Below are 22,123 nucleotides of genomic sequence, written 5' to 3'. Positions count from 1 at the left end.
GCGCCTCGTAAGGGACGAATTCGAATTACCCGTGCGGGCAGGGCCGCTCTGTGATAAAGCGAAAACAATCGATTGCAAAAACGTGCCACGGAGAGGCCGATGCCTGCACTTCCACCCTCAGCATTCTCAGCTGACGATCATCCCCACCGCCGCCGCAACCTGCTGACCGGCGAATGGGTGCTGGTGTCCCCGCATCGTGCCAAGCGGCCATGGCAGGGCGAAACGGGCGAAGTCGCGCCGGTCGATGGCCCCGCGCACGATCCTGCATGCTACCTCTGCCCCGGCAACGCGCGCACCAGCGGCGATGTGAACCCCGATTATCCCGGCGCATATGCTTTCGATAACGATTTTCCCGCCCTGATGGCAGACAGCCCCGCGCCGATCAGCGACGATCCGCTGTTCCCCATCGCCCCCGCACGCGGCGCGGCACGGGTCATCTGCTATTCCCCGCACCATTCGCGCACCATGCCCGATATGGACCTTCCCGCCATCCGCAGTCTGGTGGATTGCTGGGCAGACGAAAGCGCCACTCTGGCCACCCGCTTCGCCAATGTCGCGGTGTTTGAAAACAAGGGTGCGATGATGGGCTGCTCCAGCCCGCATCCCCATGGCCAGATCTGGGCCAGCGATTTCGTGCCCACTGCCGTCGCCGCCGAAGACCGCGAACAGGCCGCATGGCGCGCGGCCCATGGCGAACCCCTGTTGGCGCAAGTCGCCGCGCGCGAGGCAGAGCTTGGCACCCGCGTTGTTGAAGCCAACGATCACTGGCTGGCCATCGTGCCCTGGTGGGCGGTCTGGCCCTTCGAAATCCTGCTCATCGCGCGCGACGACGTGGCCCGCATCGAACATCTGACAGCCCCTGCGCGCGATGCCCTTGCCGCCATTCTGCGTGCCGTCACCCGCCGCTACGATGCGCTGTTCGGTGCCAGCTTCCCCTATTCGATGGGCTGGCACCAGTGCCCAGGCACCAGCGCCGATCCTGCCGCATGGCGTCTCCACGCCCACTTCAACCCACCGCTGCTGCGCTCTGCCACGGTGCGCAAATTCATGGTCGGCTTTGAAATGTTTGGCGAAAGCCAGCGCGACCTCACGCCCGAAACCGCCGCCGCCCGCCTGCGCGCGCTGGAGATCGCAGCATGACCGCCCCGCTGAACGACCGCCTCCTCTCCGGCTTTGCCGCCGCGTTCGGCGGAGCGCCCGCGCTGGTCATCCGCGCGCCGGGCCGGGTCAACCTGATCGGCGAACACACCGATTATAACGACGGTTTCGCCATGCCCATGGCTATCGGTCAGGAAACCCGCGTCGCCTTCCGGCCCGCCGCCGGGCCGCTCAATGTCGCCGCGCTCGACTTTGCCGAAGCTGACAGCTTCGATCCCGCCGCACCCAGCCGCACCGGCGGCTGGCGCGATTACGTGCGCGGCGTCGTGGCCCAGCTTGTGGCAGCCGGCATCACTGTTCCCGGCGGTGACCTTGCAATTGCAGGCACTATCGCCAAGGGCACGGGCCTGTCCTCCTCCGCCTCGCTCGAAGTTGCCGTTGCCCGCGCCATGCTCGAAGTCACCGGGCAAAGCTGGGACGCGGTGCGCGTCGCCCTGCTGGCCCAGCGGGCCGAATGCGATTTCGTCGGCGTACGCTGCGGCAATCTCGATCAGATCGCCAGCGCCGCCACGACATCCGGCCACGCCCTGCTCATCGATTGCCGCACGCTGGCCCTGCGCCAGATTGCCATGCCCGATGACGTTGCGGTGATGATCGTCCAGTCCGGCGTGGTGCGCGGGCTGGTTGATGGCGAATACAACCGCCGCCGTGAAGAGTGTGAACGCGCCGCCCGCATCCTTGGCGTTGGCGCTCTGCGCGATGCCGACGAACCCCTGCTGGAATCCGCGCGTAGCAGCTTCGATGACCTTGCCTTCCTCCGCGCCCGCCACGTCATCACCGAAAACCGCCGCACGCTCGACGCCGCGCAAGCGCTTGCCACGGGCGATCTTGTCCGGGTCGGCGCGTTGATGCGGGAATCCCACGCCTCGCAGCATGAAGATTTCGGCATCACCGTGCCCTTCACCCACGCCCTTGCCGAACTGATGAGCGAGGCCATCGGCCCGGAAGGCGGCGCACGGCAGACCGGCGGCGGCTTTGGCGGTGCAGTGGTGGGCCTGATGCGCAAGGACCGCCTCGCAGCGGTGCGCGAAGCGGTCCTTGAAAACTATCGCACGCCCGCTGGCGCGCGCCCTGAAATCTGCGAAGAACTGCCCGCAGCAGGCGCAGGGCTGGCCACTTGACCAGCGCTTTTCTGGTTGTGCGGTACAGGCCCGGTACCGCATCGAAACGCGCCCGTCGGCGCGTTTCGCCACAGGACTATCAGAACGCGATGCTCAGCGATCCGCGCACTGAATAGTCCACGCTGCCCTGCAACTGTTCGGCACCGCCTGCCAGTTGCCAGGTATAATCCAGTCCGCCTGCCAGCACGCGCAGTTCCGACGTCCAGCCAGACTTCATGGCGTCGGGCGTCAGGCGGAACTGCGTGCCGTCCTCGAAATTGGCCAGCGTTGTGCCCAGCGATCCTGCCATGCGCGCGCGATAGCCGCCTTCCACTTCCACGGTGAATGGGCGGTTGTCGCGGGTCTGCTCGCCCGCACTCCAAGATGCGGTCATGCTGCCGGTCCCGCTGAGCAGGTTCGACGTGCGCGACGCCACCGTCAGATAGATTTCATCGTCGCCATCTTCGGTATAGCCGCTTTCATGCAGGCGATAATAATCGAACTTCGCCATAGGCTTGACCGAAAAACCACCGCCTATTCCGACCTTGTAGGATGCGCCACCCTGCGCGCCCACGGTCCAGCCCTTCCAGCTTCCGGTCGCGCTGTAAACCAGATCGGCGTCATCCACCTCGCCGGTAAACGTCCGCGACGATGCCAGCGAAACGCGGCCCACCGATGCCTTGGCATAGGCATAGAACGGCCCGTTGCCGGTGCGCCAGAACGCGCCCAGCTCATAATTGCTGGCCTTGGTCGTCTGGTAATCGCCCGTGCTGATATCGCCCTTGGTGTACAGGAACGACAGGCCCACGTTGCCGATGCCGGTGATCCGCTCGATCCCGCTCGAAACGCCCCAGCCCTTGGTCTTGAAGCCAATGGTATCGGTATCGTCCTTGCTGCCCTTGAAATAGATCGGCTCGAACCAGCCGCCCGCATTGCTGATGTCGAACAGCGATGTGTCGTCCATCAGGTGGCGTGACCCCAGCCGCGCGCTGCGGGTTACAAAGTCGAACACCCCGCCAGCATAATCGGGCAGCAACTGGTTGAACTGGCCCTGCAATGTGGCCACGTCTGCCACCTGCAACAGGCTGGTCCCCAGATCGTCATAGGCCACAGCCTGCGTATAGATCGCGTCATATGCCGCCGCCTGCGGTGCAGTCAGACCCAGTTCGTCGGCAGTCTTGCGCGTCACGTCCAGCACCAGCGTTTCGTTCACCACGCTGACATCGCCGTTGAACAGCACCGGCAGTTCGGTGGTGGTGGAATCGAACGTCGGGTTCCCCTCCAGCGTATCGGCGGTCAGGATGGTATAGCTGCCCTCGGCGTTCTCCAGTGACGATATCGTGGCCGAAACCTTCGATCCGCTGGCAAAGGTCGCGGTGTTCACGTCGATCAGCGAGGCGGTGCCGTCGCTCCCGTCGATATAGACATTCAGCGCACCGCCCGAATTCACCGTCAGGCTGTCAAAGCTCAGTGTCGACGCTTCGCTCGCGCCAAATTTGCCGCCGTTTACTGTCACCGCCAGATTGGCGCCATCGGTGATCGTGCCGGCAAAGCTGGCGCTGTCATTCACCGTCACCGTCGATGCACTGCCCGCAAGATCAAGGTTGCCGATGTAATAGGCGCTGTCCGACAGCGCCATCGTGGCGGTACCGCTGCCGAAATGGATGTCGCCTTCGTACCCGCTGTCGCCCGACAGCAGCACCTGATCGTTCCCCGCATTCAGATAGCTGTCACCATAGATGCGGCCCGACGCCACATCCAGAATGTCGTTGCCGCTGCCGGTGTGAATGTCGCCGGTGATCGCGGTATAGACGGTGGCACTGGCCGCATCGTAATCGTCTTCGGCCTGTTCGTTTTCCTGCGCCAGTTCGTCGAGATCGTTCAGATACTGCTTGATCGTCACGCCGCTGGTGTTGGCGGAAAGATCGATGGCGCGAAGGTCATCCGTGCTCGATCCGCTGACCGTGATGAACCCGGTGTTCTCGATGGTGGTCAGCGTGCCCGACAGGTCCTGAATGGCATAGGCCGCGCCTTCGCCGGGGGAACTGATCGAGGCGGAAATCGTCCCGCTGTTGGCCAGAACCGGCACTGTTGCGCCCTGGTTTATCAGGATCGCCACGGCTTTTTCGTCCACGGTCGTTGCCGAAACCGTACCCGAAACACCGATGCCGTCAGCCATCGACACCGTGCCGCCCTGTCCGCCAATCACGACGGCATAGGCGTTGGTGTTGCTGTAAACCGAACTCGCCGTGATCGTGCCGTCAATTGCCAGCGAAAAGTCGCCATCACGCCCGGTGGCGGTGCCGATGGTGATATTGTTCGCACTGCCCACCAGCAGCGCAGGGCTGTTGCCCACCGAACTGATCGATCCGGTGGCTTCCGAACCGTCGGTGGTGCCGTCACTGTCCTCGTCGCTGTTGGCGCTGTCGCGGTTGTAGGGCGGGGCATCGATCAGGATGCCGCCGGTCACATCGCCGGCTACTTCAACGGCGGCCTTGCCAGTGCGCAACGCGTCGCGCGAAAGCGTCTGCGTCGTGCTGTCGTCGGTGGTATAGGACGACGCCTGCGCCACGGCGCCTTGAATGCGGAACGTGCCGTCCACGTTGCCGTTCAGCACAACCCCTTGCGCGCCCGCGCCAACCACGCTCACCGTGCCTTCCACGGTCACGTCGCCGGTCACATCCTGCGTTGATATGCCTACCGAACCATCCCCGATCACCTTGATCGTGCCCGATGTGGAAATATCACCGACAAAGGCAGACTCCACCACGATCCCGCCCGAATTCAGGCCGTCGACCGTGATCGTGCCGGTGTTGTCGATGGAGCCCGTGGTCGTCCCGCCCGATGCCACATGAATGCCGTAGCGGTTGCTGGCCGATGCGATGGCGCCATCGGCGATACCGTTGGAATCATCATCGTCGGCGGTGAAATCCTCGGTCACGGTAATCGCGCCGGCATTGCTGATCGTGGTGGTCGTGCCTGCATTCACCAGAATGCCGGTGTCGCCGTTGTTGCCGCCAGTGTTCGAGATATAGCCGCCGTCATCCAGCCCCACGGTATTGCTGGAATTGACCGTGACTGCCGTGCCGCCGTCCTCTAGCGTGATCGAACCGTCGTCACCGATCCAGATATCGCCAAGATCCGACGTGGTGACCGCAGTGGTGCGGTCGGCATCGATGCTGGTCGCGGCTCGTGCGGCCTGCGGGGCCAGCATAAGCGTGGAAAGAGCCAGCGCCGAAAGTGAGGTTGAATTTCGCAGACGGTTCATAGGCCTCTCGTGAATCTTGCAAAGGGAGGCCCGCGTCGGGGTGCGGTCGACGCGGGCCTCAAGTTGTGTGCGACCCTCCGGGCCAGCCCCATTGGGTTCGCTCGACAGGTTTGGAGGACCGTTCGGCTGCAATGCCGATTTCAGCCTCCGAAAAGCCAAACGGGGGTGGGGTGAGAACCCTTCGCAAAGTGTCGCGGATTTTTTTGGGCGCTGCCGTGAAGGCTTTCGTAAATGTAGCGTTCACGTCGCTGCCGCCACTCAGCATGGGCAGCCCGCAAGAGGCATTGGTGCGAAACGGCAGGTTCCCTTGACGTTCTACGGCGACGTTCGATCAGAAGCAGTGGCAGGCGATGACAGCCTGCTTTCCTGCGCCGATCCGATTCACCGTGAAGTTCTCGACGATACCGCGCTCATGGCCGAAGTGGCGCGGGGCGGGGTCGAGGCATTTTCCATTCTGGTCGAACGCCACTCGCCTGCGCTCTACCGCGTCGCCATGCGTATGCTGGCCGACGGGGCAGAGGCTGAGGATGTGGTGCAGGACAGCTTTGCCCGCCTGTGGCAGAATGCGCCGCGCTGGAAACCCACGGGCGCGGGACTGGTCGGCTGGCTGCATCGCGTGGTGATGAACCTCTGCTTTGACCGCAAGCGCCGCTTTCGCGTTGTCACGGTCGAAACCATGCCCGATCCGGCGGATGAAACCCCGCTGCCTGACCGGCGAATCGAGGCCGATCAGGCAGCGCGGGCGGTGGGCGATGCCATGGCCGATCTGCCAGAGCGTTATAGGGCTGCACTAGTCCTTTGTTATTACGAAGGATTTTCGAATGCCCTTGCGGCGGACGTGCTTGATCTCAATATCAAGGCCATGGAATCGCTTTTGTTCAGGGCGCGCAGGCAGATGCGCGGGCTTTTGGAAGCCCGCGATGTATGCTGCGCCGATCTTGAGGCGCAGGCCTGATGGCGCGCAAGGCTCCCGGCTCGTCCGCAAGGGCCGATGCCGCGCTTGATGCGGTGCTGGCCCGCGCGCCCGCACCGGCGCTGCCGCCGGGGCTTGCCGCGCGCATCATCGCCAACGCTACCGCCTTGCCGCAACTTCCCGCCGATCCGGTACCTGAACCCGAAGTGGTCCGGGCAGAGGAACAGCGCAAGTCTGCCGAATTGATTGTCTTTCCAACTCAAGTTGCTGAAAAGGCTGAAGAACCACCTCGTCGGCGCATTTTCGTCGTCGGTGGTTTCGCGGCCCTTGCCGCCGGAATTGCCGCTGCGGTGGTGCTCGGCCAGACCGGGCAGGGCGTGCTAGCCCCGACCAGCGCCCCCGCTGCCATGGTCGCCCAACAGCAACCCGCACAGCAGGCCGCGCCACCGGCCATCATCGCAGCGCCGCCTGTGGAACGCCTTGCGGCCGCCGCTCCCGCAGCGCCGGTGACCGCACCGTCAAAGGCTGGAAAAATCCAGCAGCATGCGCCCACCGCACCACAAGCGCCGGTCGCCGCCCCGGTTGAAACCCAACTCGCCACATCGGGTCAGCGTCCTGCCTCCGGCACAGCCGCCGGACCACTGGTCGATCCATCACCTGCACCGCGCGTCATTCCCAACGGCGGGTTGATGGGGCCACCTGCACCGCAGCAGGGATGGGGTTTCAGCGGCGGGATTCCGGGGTCAGGAACGCTGCCGGGCGGGCAATCGCTGCCCAGCCAGACCACCGGTTCCATGCCGCCCCCGCCTCCACCCGGCGCAGGGCCTGCTCACGGACCGGGCGGGCACCGTTAAGGGACGTCTGGTGACGTTCATGTCGCTTTAGGTGTCGTTCAGGTCGGGGCTGAAAAATCATGCAAAATCAATCAATTCTGGTGCTGACCACTGGCGGGACCATCGACAAGGCCTATTTCGATGCGCTCAGCGAATATCAGATCGTCGAAAGCGGCATCCCCGCCCTGATTGCTGAAGCTCGCGTCGCCCTGCCGTTCCGGGTGGTCGAACTGATGCGCAAGGACAGCCTCGACCTGACCGACGCAGACCGCGCGCTGATCGCCGCCGCCATTCGCGAAGCCCCGGAAACACGCATTATTCTGACCCATGGCACCGACACCATGACCGACACGGCGCGGGTTCTGGCTGACATTGCGGGCAAGACCATGGTGCTGACCGGCGCCCTGTCGCCCGCCCGCTTCGCCCAGACCGATGCCCCCTTCAACCTCGGCATGGCCTTCGCCACCGCGCAGGTCGCCACCCCCGGCGTCTGGATCGCCATGAGCGGCCAGGTTTTCAATGGCTTAAAGGTGAAAAAGGACCGCGCAGCGGGCAAGTTCGTCGCGCTGGACTGATCGCTCAGTCCAGCCTGCGACCGAGTGTCACCACATCCTGAAGATCATAGCCAAGCGCTGCGTAGAACCCACGAGCGACGTTGTTGTCGCCCCGTACCATAAGCTGAATTTTGGGGCATCCGATGGCTTTAAGCCATTGTTCTGCTTCAAGCATCAACATACGTCCAATGCCAAAGCCGCGCTTTTCCGGCGCGACGGCTAGGTAGTAAACCCACCCGCGATGGCCGTCGAACCCCACCATTACGCTGCCCGATACAGCTTTGTTTTCACAGGCCAGCAGGATCGTTGATCTATCCCGCCCCAGCGCCATGTCGAAATCGGCGCGAGGGTCATTCCATGGCCGCGTCAACCCCGCCGCTTCCCACAGTGCGACCAAGCTTTCGCGGTCGGCTGGTTCAGCGACGCGGATTGTTATTCCCACTCAATCGTTCCCGGCGGCTTGCTGGTGTAGTCATAGACCACACGGTTGATGCCCTTCACCTCGTTGACGATGCGGGTGGCGGTGCGTGACAGGAACGCGGCGTCGAAGGGGTAGATGTCGGCGGTCATGCCGTCGGTGCTGGTGACGGCGCGCAGGGCGCAGACCGAATCGTACGTGCGGAAATCGCCCATCACGCCCACGGTCTTGACCGGCAGCAGCACGGCAAACGCCTGCCAGATGGCGTCATACAGCCCGGCGTTGCGGATTTCTTCAAGGTAGATCGCGTCCGCCTTGCGCAGAATGTCGCAGCGTTCCTTGGTCACTTCGCCCGGAATGCGGATGGCAAGGCCGGGACCGGGGAAGGGGTGGCGGCCGACGAAAATGTCGGGCAGGCCCAGTTCACGACCCAGCGCGCGCACTTCATCCTTGAACAGTTCACGAAGCGGTTCGACCAGCTTCATGTTCATGCGTTCAGGCAGGCCACCGACGTTGTGGTGGCTCTTGATCGTGACTGAAGGACCGCCGGTGAAGCTGACCGATTCGATCACGTCGGGGTATAGTGTGCCCTGCGCCAGGAAGTCCGCGCCGCCCACCTGCTTGGCTTCGGCTTCGAACACATCGATAAAGGTCTTGCCGATGAACTTGCGCTTGGCTTCGGGATCGGTGACCCCGGCCAGACCGCCAAGGAACAGCGGCGATACGTCCTTGTGAACCAAGGGAATGTTGTAATGGTTGCGGAACAGGCTGACCACCTGTTCAGCCTCACCCATGCGCATCAGCCCGTGGTCAACGAAGACGCAGGTGAGCTGGTCACCAATCGCTTCGTGGATCAGGACGGCGGCCACAGCCGAATCGACCCCGCCCGAAAGGCCGCAGATTACGCGGGAATCACCCACCTGTTCGCGGATTTCGGCGATCTTGGTCTTGCGGAATTCCGCCATGGTCCATTCGCCCGTGCAGCCGCAGACGTGGCGCACGAAATTGGCGATCAGCTTCCCGCCGTCGGGCGTGTGGACCACTTCGGGGTGGAACTGGGTGCCGTAATACTTCTTTTCGTCATTGGCGATGACGGCAAAGGGCGCGCCGTCCGACACCGCGACGATGCGGAAGCCGGGAGCAAACTGGGTTACCTTGTCGCCATGGCTCATCCACACCTGATGGCGCTCACCTACCGACCACAGGCCATCGAACAGCACGCAGGGTTCGGTGACGGTCAGGAAAGCACGGCCGAATTCGCCCGAATCGCCGGGTTCAACCTTGCCGCCCAACTGCTCGCTCATCACTTGCTGGCCGTAGCAGATGCCAAGGATGGGCAGTCCGCTGTCGAACAGTACCTGCGGCGCGCGGGGGGAACCATCGGCGGGCACGCTGGCGGGCGATCCTGACAGGATGATGCCGGTGGGCTTCATCCGGTGGAACGCGGCTTCTGCCTGCGTGTAGGGCGCGATTTCGGAATAGACCCCGGCTTCGCGCACGCGGCGGGCAATAAGCTGGGTAACCTGACTGCCGAAGTCGACAATAAGGATCGATTCTGAAGGCTGGATGCTCATGCGCAGCCGATAGGCATATGGGCGCTTTCTGTCCAGATGGGGCGTTGCGGCGATGTGTGCCGCCCACCTTTCCTGCTGGAATCACGACACAATTATGACAGTTGCATTACATGCAATCGTAAGTGCCCCGTTCGCACTTGCAGCATACGTCAATCGGCGTATTTGCGGCGCCAGTTCTGATGCTTCCAGCCCACCCTGCCGGACGACGAAAGAACTGGGAGGATGTCTGCTAAGGTGAACCACAACAGGAGGTACACCATGCGCAGCTTCACAGCAATCGCGCTCCCGATCATCCTTGCTGCTGGTCTTAGCAGCATGATGTTCACCGCCACGCTCGTCTGAGCGGCGGTCAAGGAACGTAAGTAACGACAAAAGCGGCTGCTCCAGCGGGGCAGCCGTTTTGTTTGTCTGGTTTTCTGATAATTTTGACGTTGGGCTGAAAAAGGCTCACCCCCGATCAGGTTCGGGGCGAGTTTGAGTTCGTGCGAGTGATGTCGGAAAAGCCGTATTTTGACCTGGCGCCCGTCCGCGCTAGGCTGCACTTGCATGACTGTCACCCGCTTTGCCCCCAGCCCCAATGGCCCGCTTCATCTGGGCCATGCGTATTCCGCAATCGTTGGCCATGACCGGGCGCGGCGTGGCGGTGGCGAATTTCTGCTGCGGATCGAGGATATCGACGGGGCGCGGTCGCGGCCCGAACTGGCGGATGAATTTCGCGCCGATCTGACATGGTTGGGTCTGGAGTACCGTGAAGTTGCGCCGCAATCGCAGCGGATCGCATCCTACCGTGCGGCGGCAGATGAATTGCGTGCGATGGGCATCCTTTATCCCTGCACCTGCACCCGTGCCGAAGTGGCAGCAGCGGCGGTGGCGCATGGGCCGGACGGTCCGTTGTATCCAGGCACCTGTTTGCGCCGTGGCCCCGTGCCCGGGCCGGATGCGGCATGGCGGCTGGATATGGAGCAGGCGACGCTTCTGGCAGGGCCGCTGGAATGGATGGATGAGCGGCATGGGCTGCAGCAGGCCCGGCCTGAACGGTTTGGTGACGTGGTGCTGTGGCGCAAGGATGCGCCTGCGAGCTATCATCTGGCCGCCACGCTGGACGACGCCGCCGATGGCATTACCCATGTCACGCGCGGCGTGGACCTGTTCCATTCCACCCATATCCATCGTCTGATCCAGCACCTGCTGGGCCTGCCAGTGCCGGTGTGGCACCATCATGCGGTGCTGGTGGAAGCGGACGGGCGCAAACTGGCCAAGCGCCGTGATGCCCCCGCGCTGGCCGACCGACGCCGGGCGGGTGAAGACGGGCGCTGTGTCGTGGCAGAGGTGAGGGCTGCCCTATTTGACACTGGTATTTCGCTGTCCGACGCCATAGACCTTGAACCATGAAGTATTTTCTGATCCCGATCATCATCATCCTTGTCGCCATGACGGTGGTGTCGCTTGTGCGCGGGATCATCGCTTTCCTCAAAAGCACCGAGCAGGATCTGAATGCCGACCCTGCCGCCGGGGCAAGCGAGATGCAGCTTTTGCAGAACAAGATGATGTTCAACCGCATCAAGTATCAGGGCATGGCCGTAATCGTGGTGGCCATCCTGCTGGCCGTTTCGCGCTGATTTTGGCCTGATGGTAAAGCTGAACAAGATTTACACCCGCACGGGTGACGATGGCAGCACCGGTCTGGTCGATGGATCGCGCCGGGCCAAGCACGATGCGCGCATGCATGCCATTGGCGAAGTGGACGAAGTGAACAGCCTGATCGGGCTGGCCGCCGTTGCCGTTTCACAAGCGACGGCGGGTGATTTGCAGCGCATCCAGAACGACCTGTTCGATCTGGGCGCGGACCTTGCCACGCCGGGGGATGACTTTACCCCTTCGGACATGGTGCTGCGGATCGTGGCGTCGCAGGTCGATTGGCTGGAGACGGCGATTGATACGCTGAACGACAATCTGCCACCGCTGAGAAGCTTTATCCTTCCCGGTGGATCGGAAGCTGCAGCGCGCGTTCACGTTGCCCGCGCCGCATCGCGCCGGGCAGAGCGGGCGACGGTAGGGCTGGCCGCTGTGGAAGCGGTGAATCCGCAGGCGCTCGCTTACCTGAACCGGCTGTCGGACTACCTGTTCGTGCTGGCCCGCGCAACCAATGCGGGCAATGACCCGCTGTGGGTGCCCGGCGCTTCGCGCTAACTCAACGGCGCGCTTCCTCACGCTTGGCATAGGTGGACTTGGGGTTTACCCGTCGCTAGGCGGCGACGCATTGGTATGCAGGGCTTGAGGGATTTGAACATGGTCAGGACGGTTGCGGTTATCGGCGCGGGCCAGATGGGTTCGGGCATTGCGCAGGTTTCGGCGCAGGCGGGCATGAAAGTGCTGCTGGGCGACGTTTCCATCGAGCTTGCTGAAAAGGCCAAGGACAAGATCGCCAAAGGCCTGTCGAAGCTGGTGGAAAAGGGCAAGATCGAGGCTGAACTGGCGGCATCGACGGTGGCCAATCTGCACGCATTTTCTGACCATGCCGCGTTGGCCGAAGCCGATCTGGTAATCGAAGCTGCGACCGAGCGTGAGGATATCAAGCACAAGATCTTTGAATCGGCGGGCAAGCATCTGGCGGCCCACGCGATCATGGCATCGAATACCTCGTCGATCCCGATCACGCGTATGGCGGTGTCCTCGCCCGATCCCGAACGCTTTATTGGCATTCACTTCTTCAATCCCGTGCCGTTGATGAAGCTGGTGGAAGTAATTCCCGGCCTTGCCACGTCGGTTGCCACGATCGAGGCAGTGCGCGGCTATGTTGCCAACATTGGCAAGGAAATCGTGCTGTCGCAGGATGAGCCGGGCTTTATCGTCAACCGCATCTTCGTGCCCTTCATCAACGAGGCGGCGTTCGTGCTGGGCAGCGGCACCGGGTCTGTCGTGGATATCGACAAGGGCGTGAAGCTGGGCCTCAACCATCCGATGGGACCGCTGGAACTGGCGGATTTCATCGGGCTGGATACCCTGCTGGAAATCATGAAAATCTACCTCGCGTCCACGGGTGACCCGAAGTATCGGCCCGCGCCGCTGTTGCAGAAGTATGTCGAAGCGGGCTGGCTGGGGCGCAAGTCGGGCCGAGGCTTCTATGACTATTCGGGCGACGTGCCGGTCCCTACCCGCTGAACCGGAACAGCGCGGCGATCAGGGCGTAGTCTTCGTTGAAAAGGAGACACGCCGTGATCGACGACAAGACCCCCGCGCCCGAAACCGTCAATTCGGAACAGGAAGATGGAAGAGCGCAGGCGCAGACCGTAGCGGAAGAAGCGCTGGCGCGTGCCACCAGCGTTCTGGGCGAGCAGGATCTTGGCACGCGCGCGCCGGGGCAGGGTGATGAACCCGGCAGCACGCCAGATGTGGTGGACCACATGCGCCAGATGGTCAGCAGCGGCATTATCGACATGGGCGCGTTTCGCGGTGAACGTAGCGATGACGATGAAGACGGCACCTATGGCGAGGGCGGGATCGAGGAATGACCTTGCCTTGAAGGCCCTGCACAGGCAGGCCTGCCAGCCATGACGACCGTTCTGCTGCTTGTTCTTTCCAACCTGTTCATGACCGTGGCCTGGTACTGGCACATTCAGGGTGGGCCGCAGGCGGTGGCATCGCGCCCGCTGCTGATGGTGATCGGCATAAGCTGGGCGATCGCGCTGATCGAATATTGCTTTGCCGTGCCTGCCAACCGGATCGGCGCGCTGAACGGGTGGAGTGCGGGCCAGCTCAAGATCGCGCAGGAAGCCATAGCGCTGATCGTTTTCGGCGTGTTCATGGTGCTGATTTTGAAGGAACCGCTGCACTGGCGACACTTCGCGGCCTTCGCCTGCATCATGGCGGCGGTGGCATTTCTGTTTACCGGGAAATAGCGGCCGCCATCAGTCTCAGGCGTCAGTTGTCGCTGCTTTTCTGCACTTTGGCCCAAGGATCGACATGGGCGTGCGGAGGCTCAGCGTCCTTGTCGTCAGCCGATGGCACGACCGACCAAGCCAGCGCCATAATGGACGCAGCCCACCAGATTGCTCTCCAGCGGCTAGCGAATACGGTGCCAAGGCGAGGTCCGAACATGACGCTGATCGTGACAGCAATGGGTTAGCCAGTGGTTACCACTGAGGCACTTTCCTGATCGTAGGGATGCGGAGACGTATTGCGCAGTTGCCCGGTTCAAACCGGGAACATGATCTGCCGCACTGTCTTCACCGCTTTCGCCGCGCTTGTCCTGCTTTCGGCCGCGCCGCTCCATGCCACATCACGTGATGGAGAACGCGCGCGTTTCGATCTGTGCGGCACCGGGGCGCGGGTGACCTGCGTGGTGGATGGCGACACGTTCTGGTATGGCGGAACCAAGGTGCGGATTGCCGATATCAATACACCCGAAACATCACAGCCGGGTTGCGCGGCAGAGGCGAAACTGGGCCTGCGCGCCACGCGGCGGCTGGTGCAACTGCTGAACGAAGGGCCGTTTACGCTGGAGATCAAAGGCCGGGCGCAGGATCGGTATGGCCGTGCGCTGCGGGTGGTGACGCGCGGAGGAGCAAGCCTTGGCGCGATACTTGAGACCGAGGGTCTTGCTGAACACTGGCAGGGCAAGCGTCGTGACTGGTGCCAGGCGGCATGATGCGATAATTGCCGTTTCATGCTTTGTGGGAGAGGCTGGGGATGATGTTCAGAATCTATCTGGTGGCGGTTTGGTGCGCCTTGGTCGCGTTTACAGGCGTAGTCATGGCAGAGCACGGCAGCAATCTGTTGCCGGTGTTTTTTGGTGACATTGCGGCCGGCGGCTGGCCGGGGCAGTTCAATGCCGACTTTACGACAATGCTAGCGCTTTCGGCCCTGTGGTGCGGGTGGCGCGGCAATTGGACGCCAATGGCACTTGGCCACGCGCTGCTGGCCTTTGTCGGCGGCGGGGTGGTGCTGATGGCGACGCTGCTGGTGCTGCACATTCGCCACCACGGCGATATGCGTAAAGTCCTGTTGGGTAAGAAGAATTAAGCGTCAGGCCGCGCGCAGTCCGGTGAGTGCTTTGGCGCCGCGATCCTGCGCGGACAGGCCATCGAAAACCGCATCGATGATCCGTGCCAGTTTGTCCTCGCTCAACCGTTCCATGAACATGATGGTGGTGTTGAGCGCGCAATAGGGGGCGCACATCTGGTTGATCAAGCTGATCGTCTCGTCAATCTCAAGCCCGGCAAAGGCCCCGTCGCTCATCGCCTCGCCAATGATTTCGCCCAGATAGTGGTCGGCAAGATCAATGTAGCTGCGCACCTGTTCGAAGTAGTCGTTGCCCACCTCGACATAGGTCTGGAGCTTTACCGGGTCGGCTTCCCACTTGCGGCGCATCAGCACAAACCGGCGCGCGAAAAATTCATACATCTTGCGCCGGGGCGGCAGATCGCTGGCCAGTACGTCTTCCATGATTTCGACCATCGGCTGAAACCAGTGGTCGGCCAAGGCTTCCATCAGGTCTTCGCGCGTTTCGAAATAGCGCGAAAGGCCGGCCTGCGAGATGCCGGCGCGTGCGGCCAGTTCGGAAAAGTTGAGGCCCGCGCCGCCGCGTTCTTCGACGATAGCCTGCGCAATGTCCACAAGCCGCGCCCGCATGGCGTCTTGTTCGGTGCCGGAAGAAGCCATGGAAACGTCGCGCGTCCTAGATCTGGGGTCTTACGCTATTGTAGGGATGCCGGGGCATCGAAACAATGACCCAAGATGCAAGAATAGCCGAGGCAAGAAAGCTTTGCGCAGTGCCTTCAATGCGCAACCACAATCGGCTAGGGCGGCCACACCGGTTTCACCCGATACGAAAAGGTCGCCCTTGCCGATGATCCGCCGCATCCGTCCCCTGCTTGCGCTTGTTCTTCCCGGAATACTTGCGGCCTGCGCTGGCCCCATGGCGGTGACAGAAAACGCAATTCCTGTCGAAGTGGGTATCGTGGCGATCAATGATTTCCACGGCAGCCTTGAACCGCCGCGCCAGTCGGTGAACGTGGCCGATGGCAAGGGCGGAATCTTGCCCGTACCGGCAGGCGGCGCGGCGTGGCTGGCATCGGCCATCGATTCCGTGCGCGGCAGGTATGCCCATTCGCTTACCGTTTCGGCGGGCGATATGATTTCCGCCTCGCAACTGGCCTCATCGCTCTATCTGGACGAACCGACCATCGGGGTGATGAACCGCATCGGGGTGGATTTCAACGCGGTGGGCAACCACGAATTCGATGCAGGCCAGCAAGAGCTGTTGCGTAAGCAGAACGGCGGCTGTGAAAAGTTCACCGCCAAACAGCCCTGCGCGCTTGAGCCGTTCACCGGCGCAAAGTTCCGCTATCTTGCCGCGTCGACCAAACGCGCGGACGGTTCCACCCTGTTTCCCGCCACCGGCCTGCGCACATTTGGCAGCGGCGCGAATGCGGTGACCGTGGGCGTGATCGGCTTGACCCTGAAAGGCACGCCCAATCTGGTGAACCCCACCGGCATTGTCGGGCTTACATTCGAGGATGAGGCCGACACCATCAACGCCGCCATCCCCGCGCTGAAAGAACAGGGCGCGGATGCCATCGTGGTGCTGATCCATGAAGGCGGGCGGACCAAGGGCGATCCCGACCCGCAAGGCTGTGCAAACTTTGCAGGCGACATCCGTCCCATCCTTGACCGGCTGGATACCCGCGTCGATGTGGTGGTGTCGGGCCACACGCACTGGTCCTATGTGTGCGACTACGCCGCGCTCAACCCCGCCAAACCGTTCCTGCTGACCAGCGCGGGCGTCTATGGCGAACTGGTTACCGACATTACGCTGAAGATCGATCCGGTGGCCGGGCGCGTGGTGTCGAAGGCGGCGAAGAACGTGATCGTCCAGTCGGTGCCCTACAAGGGCACGCGCGGCGATATCGGCAATACTGCGCTGTTTCCCCTGTTCCAGCCCCGCGCCGATGTGGCGCAATACGTGGCCAGATATGTCGAGGCATCGAAGGCATATACCCAACGCCCCATCGGCAAACTGGATGTCGCCGCGCCCAAGGTGGAAGGGCCGGGCGACAAGGGTGGCGGCCCCCTGGGCAACCTGATCGCCGACGCGCAACTTGGCGCGACGCTCGACAAGGGCGCACAGATCGCCTTCATGAACCCCTTCGGCATCCGCGCGCCTTTGGTGCCCGCAGCGGATGGCACGCTGACCTTCGGCGACATCTACCTGTGCCAGCCCTTCGGCAACAACGTGGTGACCGAGACGATGACGGGCGCGCAGATCAAGGGCGTGCTGGAAGAGGGGCTGGACGACACCGGCCCGAAGCAGGCGCTCGCCCCCTCCACCGGCTTCGTGTTCACCTATGACCCGGCGCGGCCATCGGGCGACCGGATCGTATCGATCACGCTGGATGGCAAGCCGTTGGATATGGCGCAGACCTATCGCGTGACGGTGAACGGCTTTCTGGGGCTGGGCGGCGATGGCTTCTCTGGCTTCGTCGGCAAGCCCGATACGGTGACCGGGCCGACCGACATCGATGCGCTGGAAAGCTGGATCAGGGCCGCGCCGGTGCGCGCCGTGCCGCAGGAGGCGCGGGTGGGGGTGGTGAAGGGGTGAGGTAAATCTCGCCTATCGTTATTCCCGCCTGCGCGAGAATGACGGAGGTAGAGGAACCTAGTCCCGCTTCGGCCACCAAGGCACAAACCCCGAAGTCCGCTCGACATATTCCCGATACCCCGGCCGCCGCTCTTCCATGCCCTTTTCCAGCAGCGGTTTGCCCGACCACTTGGTCAGCGTGAAAGTCAGGAACAGCGGTCCGATCACGCTGGCCAGTGCCACCCACGCGCCTGCATCGGCTGCGGCCAGCCAGATGCCCCACCAGACGCAAGTGTCGCCAAAGTAATTGGGGTGGCGGGTGTAGCGCCACAGGCCTGTTGCAAGGACTTTGCCCTTGTTGGCGGGATCGGCGCGGAAGCGGGACAGCTGCCAGTCGCCCACTGTTTCAAATGTGATCCCGATCAGCCACAGGACTGCCCCGATTAACGCCAGTGTGCCCAAAGGGGCCGGGGCGGGGCTGGCCAGAATGCCAAGTTGTGCGGGCAGGCAGGTAATGAACAGCAGCACCGCCTGCGGGCCGAACACGTATTTCAGCGCGGCGGAAGCATAGCGGCCCTTGGCGCGCACCTTGCCCAGAATTTTGGCATAGCGCGGGTCTTCGCCGCTTGCCCGCCAGCGGCGCAGCAGGTGGATGGCAAGGCGGGCGGCCCAGATGACGGTCATGGCGGCAATCAGGCTGGCCCGCGCGCCTGCGCCGCCAGATACATGCAGCCACGATACCAGCGCCAGCACGCCCATTCCGCCGCCCCACACCGCATCGATAAAGCTGACATCGCCAATGCTTGCGGCAACCCGCCACAGCACCAGCATGGCCAGCACCAGCACGACGGCGTTGATCAGCAGCGCTTCAACCATCCTGTATCTCCGAAAGCGACGCCAGCCCGCGTGCGGGGTGCTTGGGGGTGACGGTGCGATAGACCTCAAAGATTTTGCGCATGTCCGCCGCGTAATCGCCAGATGGCCAGATGGCCGGGCCAAGCCCGCCGGTTTTCGTGCCGTAATCCATCAGGCCGACGACCATCGGCACATTGGCCTTCAGCGCGATGTGATAGAACCCGGTGCGCCATTGGCCCACTTTGCCGCGCGTGCCTTCGGGTGCGATGGTCAGCATGAAGCGGCCCCGCCGGGCAAATTCGGCGACCATGGCATCGACGACATTGTGCGATGATGATCGCACCACCGCCACGCCGCCCATATCGCGCATGAACCGGCCCATGGGCCAGCGGAACAGGCTGTCCTTGGCCATGAAGTGCGGGCGCAGGCCCAGATCTTCGGTCAGGCCGATGAAGTTGATGAAATCCCAATTGGACGTGTGCGGCGCGGCGATGATGATGCAGCGCCCATCTGGCGGAGGCGTGCCCACGGCTTTCCACCCGCGCAGGCGATAGAAAGTGACCAGCGCCTTGCGCACCAGTTGCGATAACAGGCCGACCTTACGATCCGCGATTGCCCCGTCCATATCCTTCTCCCGCAGGCAGGATAACGCGGGGCGTGGCTGGTGTCTAAAGGCTTATGCAGCCTCTCCCGCATCGGGCCATGCGGTCATGCGCGGGGTTGATCGGCGCAGGAAAAGGCTGGGCAGTTTGACCAGCATCAGTGATTTGTGAATCCAGTAATCGGCCCACTTTTCGCGCCAGCGCGCCCGCGCCCGGCCATGTGTGATGAGCCATGCCTCATAGGGCATCCAGTGGTCCGGTTCGTCGCGTTCGACCACTTCGAAAATGCGCTTCATCGCCTTGTCGGAACGGACATGGCGGTTGCCCAGCAGGATTTCCACCTGCCGCATGCCGCGTTGTTCGGTCAGCATGATGACCCGGCAGAGCTGCTCGAACGCTTCGGGGCGATCAATCACCCCCTGCGTGTCCAGTTCGTCGATCGTGCAGCCGAACACCTTCTGGATGAACCTGTCGATGTGGCCGCAGGTGGTGTCGACGGCCAGTGGCATTTGCCCGCGCAATTCGAACCAGCGGCGGAACATGACGTAATGCTTGCGCTCATCGCCACGATGCTTTTCGATGGCTGCGATAAAGGCCGGATCATCCGGACACCGCACCCGAACCGCGTCCAGCACACGATCCAGCGACGTGTATCCGCGATGTTCGTTATAGAGGTAAATCGACGCAAGCACGTCGAGAAACCGCGCGCGGAATGAGATGATGGGGTTCTGCACCATACAAGGAATCGCACACCTGTGGCTTTGGTTCCAGCGGTGTATTCCAGCTTGCCAATGCGGGGCTGCGGCCTAAGGACCATGTGCAAGCAACAGGATGCACGCTTCATGGCCATCTTCACCCAGAATCCCAAGTTCGACTGGATCTTGCGTTGTGGCTGGAAGGGGCTGTGCCCGCGCTGCGCCAAGGAGCCGATGTTCGATGGCTGGCTGAGGCTGCACAAGACCTGCCCGGAATGCGGACTGGATTATCAGTTTGCCAATGCCGATGATGGCCCGGCGTTCTTTGCACTGTGCATCACCGCGTTTCCGCTGACGTTCATCGCGGTGTGGCTGGAAGTGGCCTATACGCCGCCGTGGTGGGTGCATGTGCTGACATCGGTGCCGATCCTTTCCTTCGGCTGCCTTGCCACGCTGCGCCCGTTCAAAGGCTGGCTGGTCGCCTCGCAATATGTGAACAAGGCGGTTGAAGCGGGCACCGAAGGTTTGTGGGCCAAGCTGAACGCGCGTGAAAAGGCGGAAGGTGAAGGGTAGCCTTCAAGCCTGCCGATAATCCGCCACGATTTCGCCACAGGCAGCCAGCTCCGCTTCGTGGCCTTCCTCGCGCCATGTTTCGGCCAGTGCCTGTGCTTCCCATTCCTGCATGGCGGGGTGGGCCAGCACATGATCGACCCACGCCTGCCCCGCGCCCATGCCCAGGCCATAAGTGCGGATGCGGAAAGCTACGGGTGCGAAAAAGGCGTCAAGCGCGGTGAAGGCGTGGCCTGCCAGCCATGGCCCACCAAAGTTTTCCAGCCCTTGCTCAAAGATTTCGCGCACACGGCCAACATCGCGCATCAGCGCGGCGCTCATGGGCTTTGGCTCTACCCGGACGCCTACGTTCATCGTGCAATCGTTGCGCAGGGCGGAAAAGCCGCCGTGCATTTCGGTTACCGCGCACATGGCAAAGGCGCGGGCGGCTTCGTCCGTGGGCCAGACGCCGGGATGCCGCTCGGCAAGGTAGAGTGTGATGCCCAGCGAATCCCACACCGTGCGCGCGCCATCGACCAGCACCGGTACCTGTCCGGTGGGGGAAAATGCGCGAAAATCGTCATAGTTGGCGGGCTTGGTGAAGGGTTCGATCCGGTCATCGAATGCGATGCCCATCGCCTTCATCAGCACCCACGGGCGCAGCGACCAGCTTGAATAGTTGCGGTTTGCGGTAATCAGTTCGTAAGCCATGAACCGAATCTAGCGGTTCATGGCCTGCGCGCAATACGCCAACTACTTCGCAAGTTCGGCCTCAACCGCCGATACCAGTGCGGGATCATCAGGCGTGATGCCCGGTGCAAAGCGGGCCACCACGTTGCCGTCGCGGCCGATCAGGAACTTTTCGAAGTTCCACAGCACTTCGGGGTCTTGCGTGGGCGTAATGCCAAAGCCTGTCAGCCGTTCGCGCATTTCGGCTGCCGGTCCCTGCTTTTCGGGGATGGCTTGGGTCAGCGCGGCATAGAGCGGTTGCTTGGCCGGGCCGGTGACATCAGCCTTGGCGAAGAGCGGGAAGGACACGCCATAGTTCACCTTGCAGAACTGGGCGATTTCTTCGTGCGTGCCCGGTTCCTGCGCACCGAAGTCATTGGCCGGAAAGCCCAGCACTTCGAACCCGTCGCCAGCTTTGGCCTGATACAGCGCTTCAAGCCCTTCGTACTGCGGGGTCAGGCCGCATTGTGATGCGACGTTGACCACCAGCAGCACGTTGCCGGCATGAGCGCCCAGCGTATCAGCGCTGCCATCGATCCGGGTCAGCGCAATAGAGGCGAGAGAATCGGTCATGGCAGCGTCGTTCCTTTTCAATCCACGTAATGCGCGGTCGTCTTGGCGCGGACTTCTTCTGCGCTGACGCCGGGGGCGCATTCGATCAGGCGGAAGGGCGAATTGTGATCGGGCCGCTGGAACACGGCAAGGTCGGTCACGATCATGTCGACCACGCCCACGCCCGTCAACGGCAGGGTGCACGATGGAATGAACTTGGCGCTGCCATCCTTGGCAACATGTTCCATGACCACGATGATCTTCTTGACGCCCGCGACCAGATCCATGGCGCCGCCCATGCCCTTAATCATCTTGCCGGGGATCATCCAGTTGGCGATGTCGCCGTTTTCGGCCACTTCCATGGCGCCAAGAACGGTCAGGTCAATCTTTCCGCCACGGATCATGGCAAAGGACTGCGCGCTGTCGAAATAGGCGGAATGCGGCAGTTCGCTGATGGTCTGCTTGCCCGCATTGATAAGGTCGGCGTCTTCTTCACCGGCATAGGGGAAGGGGCCGATGCCCAACATGCCGTTTTCCGATTGCAGCGTTACCATCATGCCTTCGGGGACATGGTTGGCGACCAGCGTGGGGATGCCGATGCCAAGGTTCACATAGAACCCGTCCTGCAATTCCCTTGCGGCGCGCGCTGCCATTTCGTCGCGGCTCCAGCCTGCTTTCAGCCCGTCATGCGTGGTCATCGTCGTCGCTCTTCCCTGCAAGAATCTTCAATATCACCAGATTGGC

The 22,123-nt window shown here is 62.6% G+C and carries 27 protein-coding genes; 15 read left to right on the top strand and 12 right to left on the bottom strand.

Going from position 1 to position 22,123, the window contains the following annotated elements; genetic code table 11:
• The first annotated feature begins 99 nt into the window (after positions 1-99).
• Both OVA07_RS03815 and galK read left to right on the top strand, forming a co-directional pair.
• Entirely contained in the window at positions 100-1,140 is a 1,041-nt protein-coding gene (locus OVA07_RS03815; RefSeq protein ID WP_268170142.1) for a UDP-glucose--hexose-1-phosphate uridylyltransferase, read from the top strand.
• Positions 1,137-2,279 (top strand): galactokinase, encoded by a 1,143-nt coding sequence (gene galK / locus OVA07_RS03810; protein ID WP_268170141.1) that lies wholly within the window; start codon positions 1,137-1,139, stop codon positions 2,277-2,279. Before OVA07_RS03815 ends, galK begins: the two co-directional genes overlap by 4 nt.
• Positions 2,280-2,358: 79 nt before the next feature.
• Here the strand turns inward: galK and OVA07_RS03805 are convergent, their stop codons facing one another.
• On the bottom strand, positions 2,359-5,526 hold the full coding sequence (locus tag OVA07_RS03805; RefSeq protein WP_268170140.1) for an autotransporter domain-containing protein: 3,168 nt from the start codon (positions 5,524-5,526) through the stop codon (positions 2,359-2,361).
• Between the two features lie 307 nt (positions 5,527-5,833).
• Between OVA07_RS03805 and OVA07_RS03800 the strand changes: the two genes are divergently transcribed.
• Genes OVA07_RS03800 through OVA07_RS03790 form a run of 3 tightly spaced genes read left to right on the top strand, consistent with a single transcriptional unit; the run spans position 5,834 to position 7,847 of the window.
• Positions 5,834-6,481 (top strand): RNA polymerase sigma factor, encoded by a 648-nt coding sequence (locus OVA07_RS03800; RefSeq protein WP_268170139.1) that lies wholly within the window; start codon positions 5,834-5,836, stop codon positions 6,479-6,481.
• Positions 6,481-7,293, top strand: coding sequence for a hypothetical protein (locus OVA07_RS03795; protein ID WP_268170138.1), 813 nt, complete (start codon positions 6,481-6,483; stop codon positions 7,291-7,293). The genes OVA07_RS03800 and OVA07_RS03795 overlap by 1 nt, the downstream gene beginning before the upstream one ends.
• A 59-nt stretch (positions 7,294-7,352) precedes the next feature.
• On the top strand, positions 7,353-7,847 hold the full coding sequence (locus OVA07_RS03790) for an asparaginase domain-containing protein (RefSeq protein WP_268170137.1): 495 nt from the start codon (positions 7,353-7,355) through the stop codon (positions 7,845-7,847).
• 4 nt (positions 7,848-7,851) lie between these two features.
• Here the strand turns inward: OVA07_RS03790 and OVA07_RS03785 are convergent, their stop codons facing one another.
• From OVA07_RS03785 to OVA07_RS03775, 3 genes are all read right to left on the bottom strand, one after another.
• On the bottom strand, positions 7,852-8,268 hold the full coding sequence (locus OVA07_RS03785) for a GNAT family acetyltransferase (protein WP_268170136.1): 417 nt from the start codon (positions 8,266-8,268) through the stop codon (positions 7,852-7,854).
• Positions 8,259-9,818, bottom strand: coding sequence for a glutamine-hydrolyzing GMP synthase (gene guaA, locus OVA07_RS03780; protein WP_268170135.1), 1,560 nt, complete (start codon positions 9,816-9,818; stop codon positions 8,259-8,261). The genes OVA07_RS03785 and guaA overlap by 10 nt, the downstream gene beginning before the upstream one ends.
• Positions 9,819-9,967: 149 nt before the next feature.
• Positions 9,968-10,366 (bottom strand): hypothetical protein, encoded by a 399-nt coding sequence (locus OVA07_RS03775; protein WP_268170134.1) that lies wholly within the window; start codon positions 10,364-10,366, stop codon positions 9,968-9,970.
• Between OVA07_RS03775 and gluQRS the strand changes: the two genes are divergently transcribed.
• The 6 genes from gluQRS to OVA07_RS03745 all read left to right on the top strand — a co-directional run bounded on the left by gluQRS (position 10,365) and on the right by OVA07_RS03745 (position 13,717).
• Positions 10,365-11,210, top strand: coding sequence for a tRNA glutamyl-Q(34) synthetase GluQRS (gluQRS, locus tag OVA07_RS03770; protein WP_268170133.1), 846 nt, complete (start codon positions 10,365-10,367; stop codon positions 11,208-11,210). The genes OVA07_RS03775 and gluQRS overlap by 2 nt on opposite strands.
• Positions 11,207-11,437 (top strand): HIG1 domain-containing protein, encoded by a 231-nt coding sequence (locus tag OVA07_RS03765; RefSeq protein WP_268170132.1) that lies wholly within the window; start codon positions 11,207-11,209, stop codon positions 11,435-11,437. Before gluQRS ends, OVA07_RS03765 begins: the two co-directional genes overlap by 4 nt.
• 10 nt (positions 11,438-11,447) lie before the next feature.
• Positions 11,448-12,008 carry a cob(I)yrinic acid a,c-diamide adenosyltransferase gene (locus tag OVA07_RS03760; RefSeq protein WP_268170131.1) on the top strand — a complete coding sequence of 187 codons (561 nt, stop codon included), beginning with the start codon at positions 11,448-11,450 and terminating at the stop codon, positions 12,006-12,008.
• A gap of 99 nt (positions 12,009-12,107) precedes the next feature.
• The gene (locus OVA07_RS03755) at positions 12,108-12,980 is read left to right on the top strand and encodes a 3-hydroxyacyl-CoA dehydrogenase NAD-binding domain-containing protein (RefSeq protein WP_268170130.1); all 873 of its coding nucleotides are present in this window, start codon (positions 12,108-12,110) and stop codon (positions 12,978-12,980) included.
• Between the two features lie 53 nt (positions 12,981-13,033).
• On the top strand, positions 13,034-13,330 hold the full coding sequence (locus tag OVA07_RS03750) for a hypothetical protein (protein WP_268170129.1): 297 nt from the start codon (positions 13,034-13,036) through the stop codon (positions 13,328-13,330).
• 39 nt (positions 13,331-13,369) lie between these two features.
• The gene (locus OVA07_RS03745; RefSeq protein WP_268170128.1) at positions 13,370-13,717 is read left to right on the top strand and encodes a DMT family protein; all 348 of its coding nucleotides are present in this window, start codon (positions 13,370-13,372) and stop codon (positions 13,715-13,717) included.
• A gap of 22 nt (positions 13,718-13,739) precedes the next feature.
• Here OVA07_RS03745 and OVA07_RS03740 read toward each other — a convergent pair whose 3' ends face one another.
• Entirely contained in the window at positions 13,740-13,916 is a 177-nt protein-coding gene (locus tag OVA07_RS03740; RefSeq protein ID WP_268170127.1) for a hypothetical protein, read from the bottom strand.
• A gap of 109 nt (positions 13,917-14,025) precedes the next feature.
• Here OVA07_RS03740 and OVA07_RS03735 point away from each other — a divergent pair, with 109 nt between their 5' ends.
• Both OVA07_RS03735 and OVA07_RS03730 read left to right on the top strand, forming a co-directional pair.
• A complete protein-coding gene (locus tag OVA07_RS03735; protein WP_326493098.1) occupies positions 14,026-14,466 on the top strand; it encodes a thermonuclease family protein in 441 nt (146 codons plus the stop codon).
• A 104-nt stretch (positions 14,467-14,570) separates the two neighbouring features.
• Positions 14,571-14,840 carry a hypothetical protein gene (locus OVA07_RS03730; protein ID WP_268170126.1) on the top strand — a complete coding sequence of 90 codons (270 nt, stop codon included), beginning with the start codon at positions 14,571-14,573 and terminating at the stop codon, positions 14,838-14,840.
• A gap of 3 nt (positions 14,841-14,843) precedes the next feature.
• Here the strand turns inward: OVA07_RS03730 and OVA07_RS03725 are convergent, their stop codons facing one another.
• Entirely contained in the window at positions 14,844-15,479 is a 636-nt protein-coding gene (locus OVA07_RS03725) for a TetR/AcrR family transcriptional regulator (protein WP_268170125.1), read from the bottom strand.
• Positions 15,480-15,666: 187 nt separating this feature from the next.
• On the opposite strand from OVA07_RS03725, the gene OVA07_RS03720 reads away from it, so the two are divergent.
• Positions 15,667-17,418, top strand: a complete 1,752-nt coding sequence (locus OVA07_RS03720; protein ID WP_442789611.1) for a bifunctional metallophosphatase/5'-nucleotidase — start codon at positions 15,667-15,669, stop codon at positions 17,416-17,418.
• A 57-nt stretch (positions 17,419-17,475) separates the two neighbouring features.
• Here OVA07_RS03720 and OVA07_RS03715 read toward each other — a convergent pair whose 3' ends face one another.
• The 3 genes from OVA07_RS03715 to OVA07_RS03705 are packed head-to-tail and all read right to left on the bottom strand — an operon-like array spanning position 17,476 to position 19,591.
• A complete protein-coding gene (locus OVA07_RS03715; RefSeq protein WP_268170123.1) occupies positions 17,476-18,273 on the bottom strand; it encodes a DUF1295 domain-containing protein in 798 nt (265 codons plus the stop codon).
• Positions 18,266-18,877 carry a lysophospholipid acyltransferase family protein gene (locus OVA07_RS03710; protein WP_268170122.1) on the bottom strand — a complete coding sequence of 204 codons (612 nt, stop codon included), beginning with the start codon at positions 18,875-18,877 and terminating at the stop codon, positions 18,266-18,268. The genes OVA07_RS03715 and OVA07_RS03710 overlap by 8 nt, the downstream gene beginning before the upstream one ends.
• 51 nt (positions 18,878-18,928) lie before the next feature.
• On the bottom strand, positions 18,929-19,591 hold the full coding sequence (locus OVA07_RS03705; RefSeq protein WP_268170121.1) for a ferritin-like domain-containing protein: 663 nt from the start codon (positions 19,589-19,591) through the stop codon (positions 18,929-18,931).
• A 105-nt stretch (positions 19,592-19,696) separates the two neighbouring features.
• Between OVA07_RS03705 and OVA07_RS03700 the strand changes: the two genes are divergently transcribed.
• On the top strand, positions 19,697-20,122 hold the full coding sequence (locus tag OVA07_RS03700; protein WP_268170120.1) for a DUF983 domain-containing protein: 426 nt from the start codon (positions 19,697-19,699) through the stop codon (positions 20,120-20,122).
• Between the two features lie 3 nt (positions 20,123-20,125).
• Here OVA07_RS03700 and OVA07_RS03695 read toward each other — a convergent pair whose 3' ends face one another.
• Genes OVA07_RS03695 through OVA07_RS03685 form a run of 3 tightly spaced genes read right to left on the bottom strand, consistent with a single transcriptional unit; the run spans position 20,126 to position 22,077 of the window.
• On the bottom strand, positions 20,126-20,809 hold the full coding sequence (locus OVA07_RS03695) for a glutathione S-transferase family protein (RefSeq protein WP_268170119.1): 684 nt from the start codon (positions 20,807-20,809) through the stop codon (positions 20,126-20,128).
• A 42-nt stretch (positions 20,810-20,851) separates the two neighbouring features.
• Positions 20,852-21,400, bottom strand: coding sequence for a glutathione peroxidase (locus OVA07_RS03690; RefSeq protein WP_268170118.1), 549 nt, complete (start codon positions 21,398-21,400; stop codon positions 20,852-20,854).
• Between the two features lie 17 nt (positions 21,401-21,417).
• Entirely contained in the window at positions 21,418-22,077 is a 660-nt protein-coding gene (locus OVA07_RS03685; protein WP_268170117.1) for a CoA transferase subunit B, read from the bottom strand.
• Positions 22,078-22,123 lie beyond the last annotated feature (46 nt).

The sequence above is a fragment of the Novosphingobium sp. SL115 genome (assembly GCF_026672515.1).
Lineage (GTDB): Bacteria > Pseudomonadota > Alphaproteobacteria > Sphingomonadales > Sphingomonadaceae > Novosphingobium.
The sequence above is the reverse complement of the archived record's forward strand: the minus strand, read 5'-3'. Positions and strand labels throughout refer to the sequence as shown.

What these genes read in the sequence shown, in the direction of transcription:
- OVA07_RS03815 (WP_268170142.1), top strand. Translation starts at nt 100, where the DNA reads ATGCCTGCACTTCCACCCTCAGCATTCTCAGCTGACGATCATCCCCAC.
- galK (WP_268170141.1), top strand. Translation starts at nt 1,137, where the DNA reads ATGACCGCCCCGCTGAACGACCGCCTCCTCTCCGGCTTTGCCGCCGCG.
- OVA07_RS03805 (WP_268170140.1), bottom strand. Translation starts at nt 5,526, where the DNA reads ATGAACCGTCTGCGAAATTCAACCTCACTTTCGGCGCTGGCTCTTTCC.
- OVA07_RS03795 (WP_268170138.1), top strand. Translation starts at nt 6,481, where the DNA reads ATGGCGCGCAAGGCTCCCGGCTCGTCCGCAAGGGCCGATGCCGCGCTT.
- OVA07_RS03790 (WP_268170137.1), top strand. Translation starts at nt 7,353, where the DNA reads ATGCAAAATCAATCAATTCTGGTGCTGACCACTGGCGGGACCATCGAC.
- guaA (WP_268170135.1), bottom strand. Translation starts at nt 9,818, where the DNA reads ATGAGCATCCAGCCTTCAGAATCGATCCTTATTGTCGACTTCGGCAGT.
- gluQRS (WP_268170133.1), top strand. Translation starts at nt 10,365, where the DNA reads ATGACTGTCACCCGCTTTGCCCCCAGCCCCAATGGCCCGCTTCATCTG.
- OVA07_RS03775 (WP_268170134.1), bottom strand. Translation starts at nt 10,366, where the DNA reads ATGCAAGTGCAGCCTAGCGCGGACGGGCGCCAGGTCAAAATACGGCTT.
- OVA07_RS03765 (WP_268170132.1), top strand. Translation starts at nt 11,207, where the DNA reads ATGAAGTATTTTCTGATCCCGATCATCATCATCCTTGTCGCCATGACG.
- OVA07_RS03760 (WP_268170131.1), top strand. Translation starts at nt 11,448, where the DNA reads ATGGTAAAGCTGAACAAGATTTACACCCGCACGGGTGACGATGGCAGC.
- OVA07_RS03755 (WP_268170130.1), top strand. Translation starts at nt 12,108, where the DNA reads ATGGTCAGGACGGTTGCGGTTATCGGCGCGGGCCAGATGGGTTCGGGC.
- OVA07_RS03745 (WP_268170128.1), top strand. Translation starts at nt 13,370, where the DNA reads ATGACGACCGTTCTGCTGCTTGTTCTTTCCAACCTGTTCATGACCGTG.
- OVA07_RS03740 (WP_268170127.1), bottom strand. Translation starts at nt 13,916, where the DNA reads ATGTTCGGACCTCGCCTTGGCACCGTATTCGCTAGCCGCTGGAGAGCA.
- OVA07_RS03735 (WP_326493098.1), top strand. Translation starts at nt 14,026, where the DNA reads ATGATCTGCCGCACTGTCTTCACCGCTTTCGCCGCGCTTGTCCTGCTT.
- OVA07_RS03730 (WP_268170126.1), top strand. Translation starts at nt 14,571, where the DNA reads ATGGCAGAGCACGGCAGCAATCTGTTGCCGGTGTTTTTTGGTGACATT.
- OVA07_RS03725 (WP_268170125.1), bottom strand. Translation starts at nt 15,479, where the DNA reads ATGGCTTCTTCCGGCACCGAACAAGACGCCATGCGGGCGCGGCTTGTG.
- OVA07_RS03720 (WP_442789611.1), top strand. Translation starts at nt 15,667, where the DNA reads ATGATCCGCCGCATCCGTCCCCTGCTTGCGCTTGTTCTTCCCGGAATA.
- OVA07_RS03715 (WP_268170123.1), bottom strand. Translation starts at nt 18,273, where the DNA reads ATGGTTGAAGCGCTGCTGATCAACGCCGTCGTGCTGGTGCTGGCCATG.
- OVA07_RS03710 (WP_268170122.1), bottom strand. Translation starts at nt 18,877, where the DNA reads ATGGACGGGGCAATCGCGGATCGTAAGGTCGGCCTGTTATCGCAACTG.
- OVA07_RS03705 (WP_268170121.1), bottom strand. Translation starts at nt 19,591, where the DNA reads ATGGTGCAGAACCCCATCATCTCATTCCGCGCGCGGTTTCTCGACGTG.
- OVA07_RS03700 (WP_268170120.1), top strand. Translation starts at nt 19,697, where the DNA reads ATGGCCATCTTCACCCAGAATCCCAAGTTCGACTGGATCTTGCGTTGT.
- OVA07_RS03695 (WP_268170119.1), bottom strand. Translation starts at nt 20,809, where the DNA reads ATGGCTTACGAACTGATTACCGCAAACCGCAACTATTCAAGCTGGTCG.
- OVA07_RS03690 (WP_268170118.1), bottom strand. Translation starts at nt 21,400, where the DNA reads ATGACCGATTCTCTCGCCTCTATTGCGCTGACCCGGATCGATGGCAGC.
- OVA07_RS03685 (WP_268170117.1), bottom strand. Translation starts at nt 22,077, where the DNA reads ATGACCACGCATGACGGGCTGAAAGCAGGCTGGAGCCGCGACGAAATG.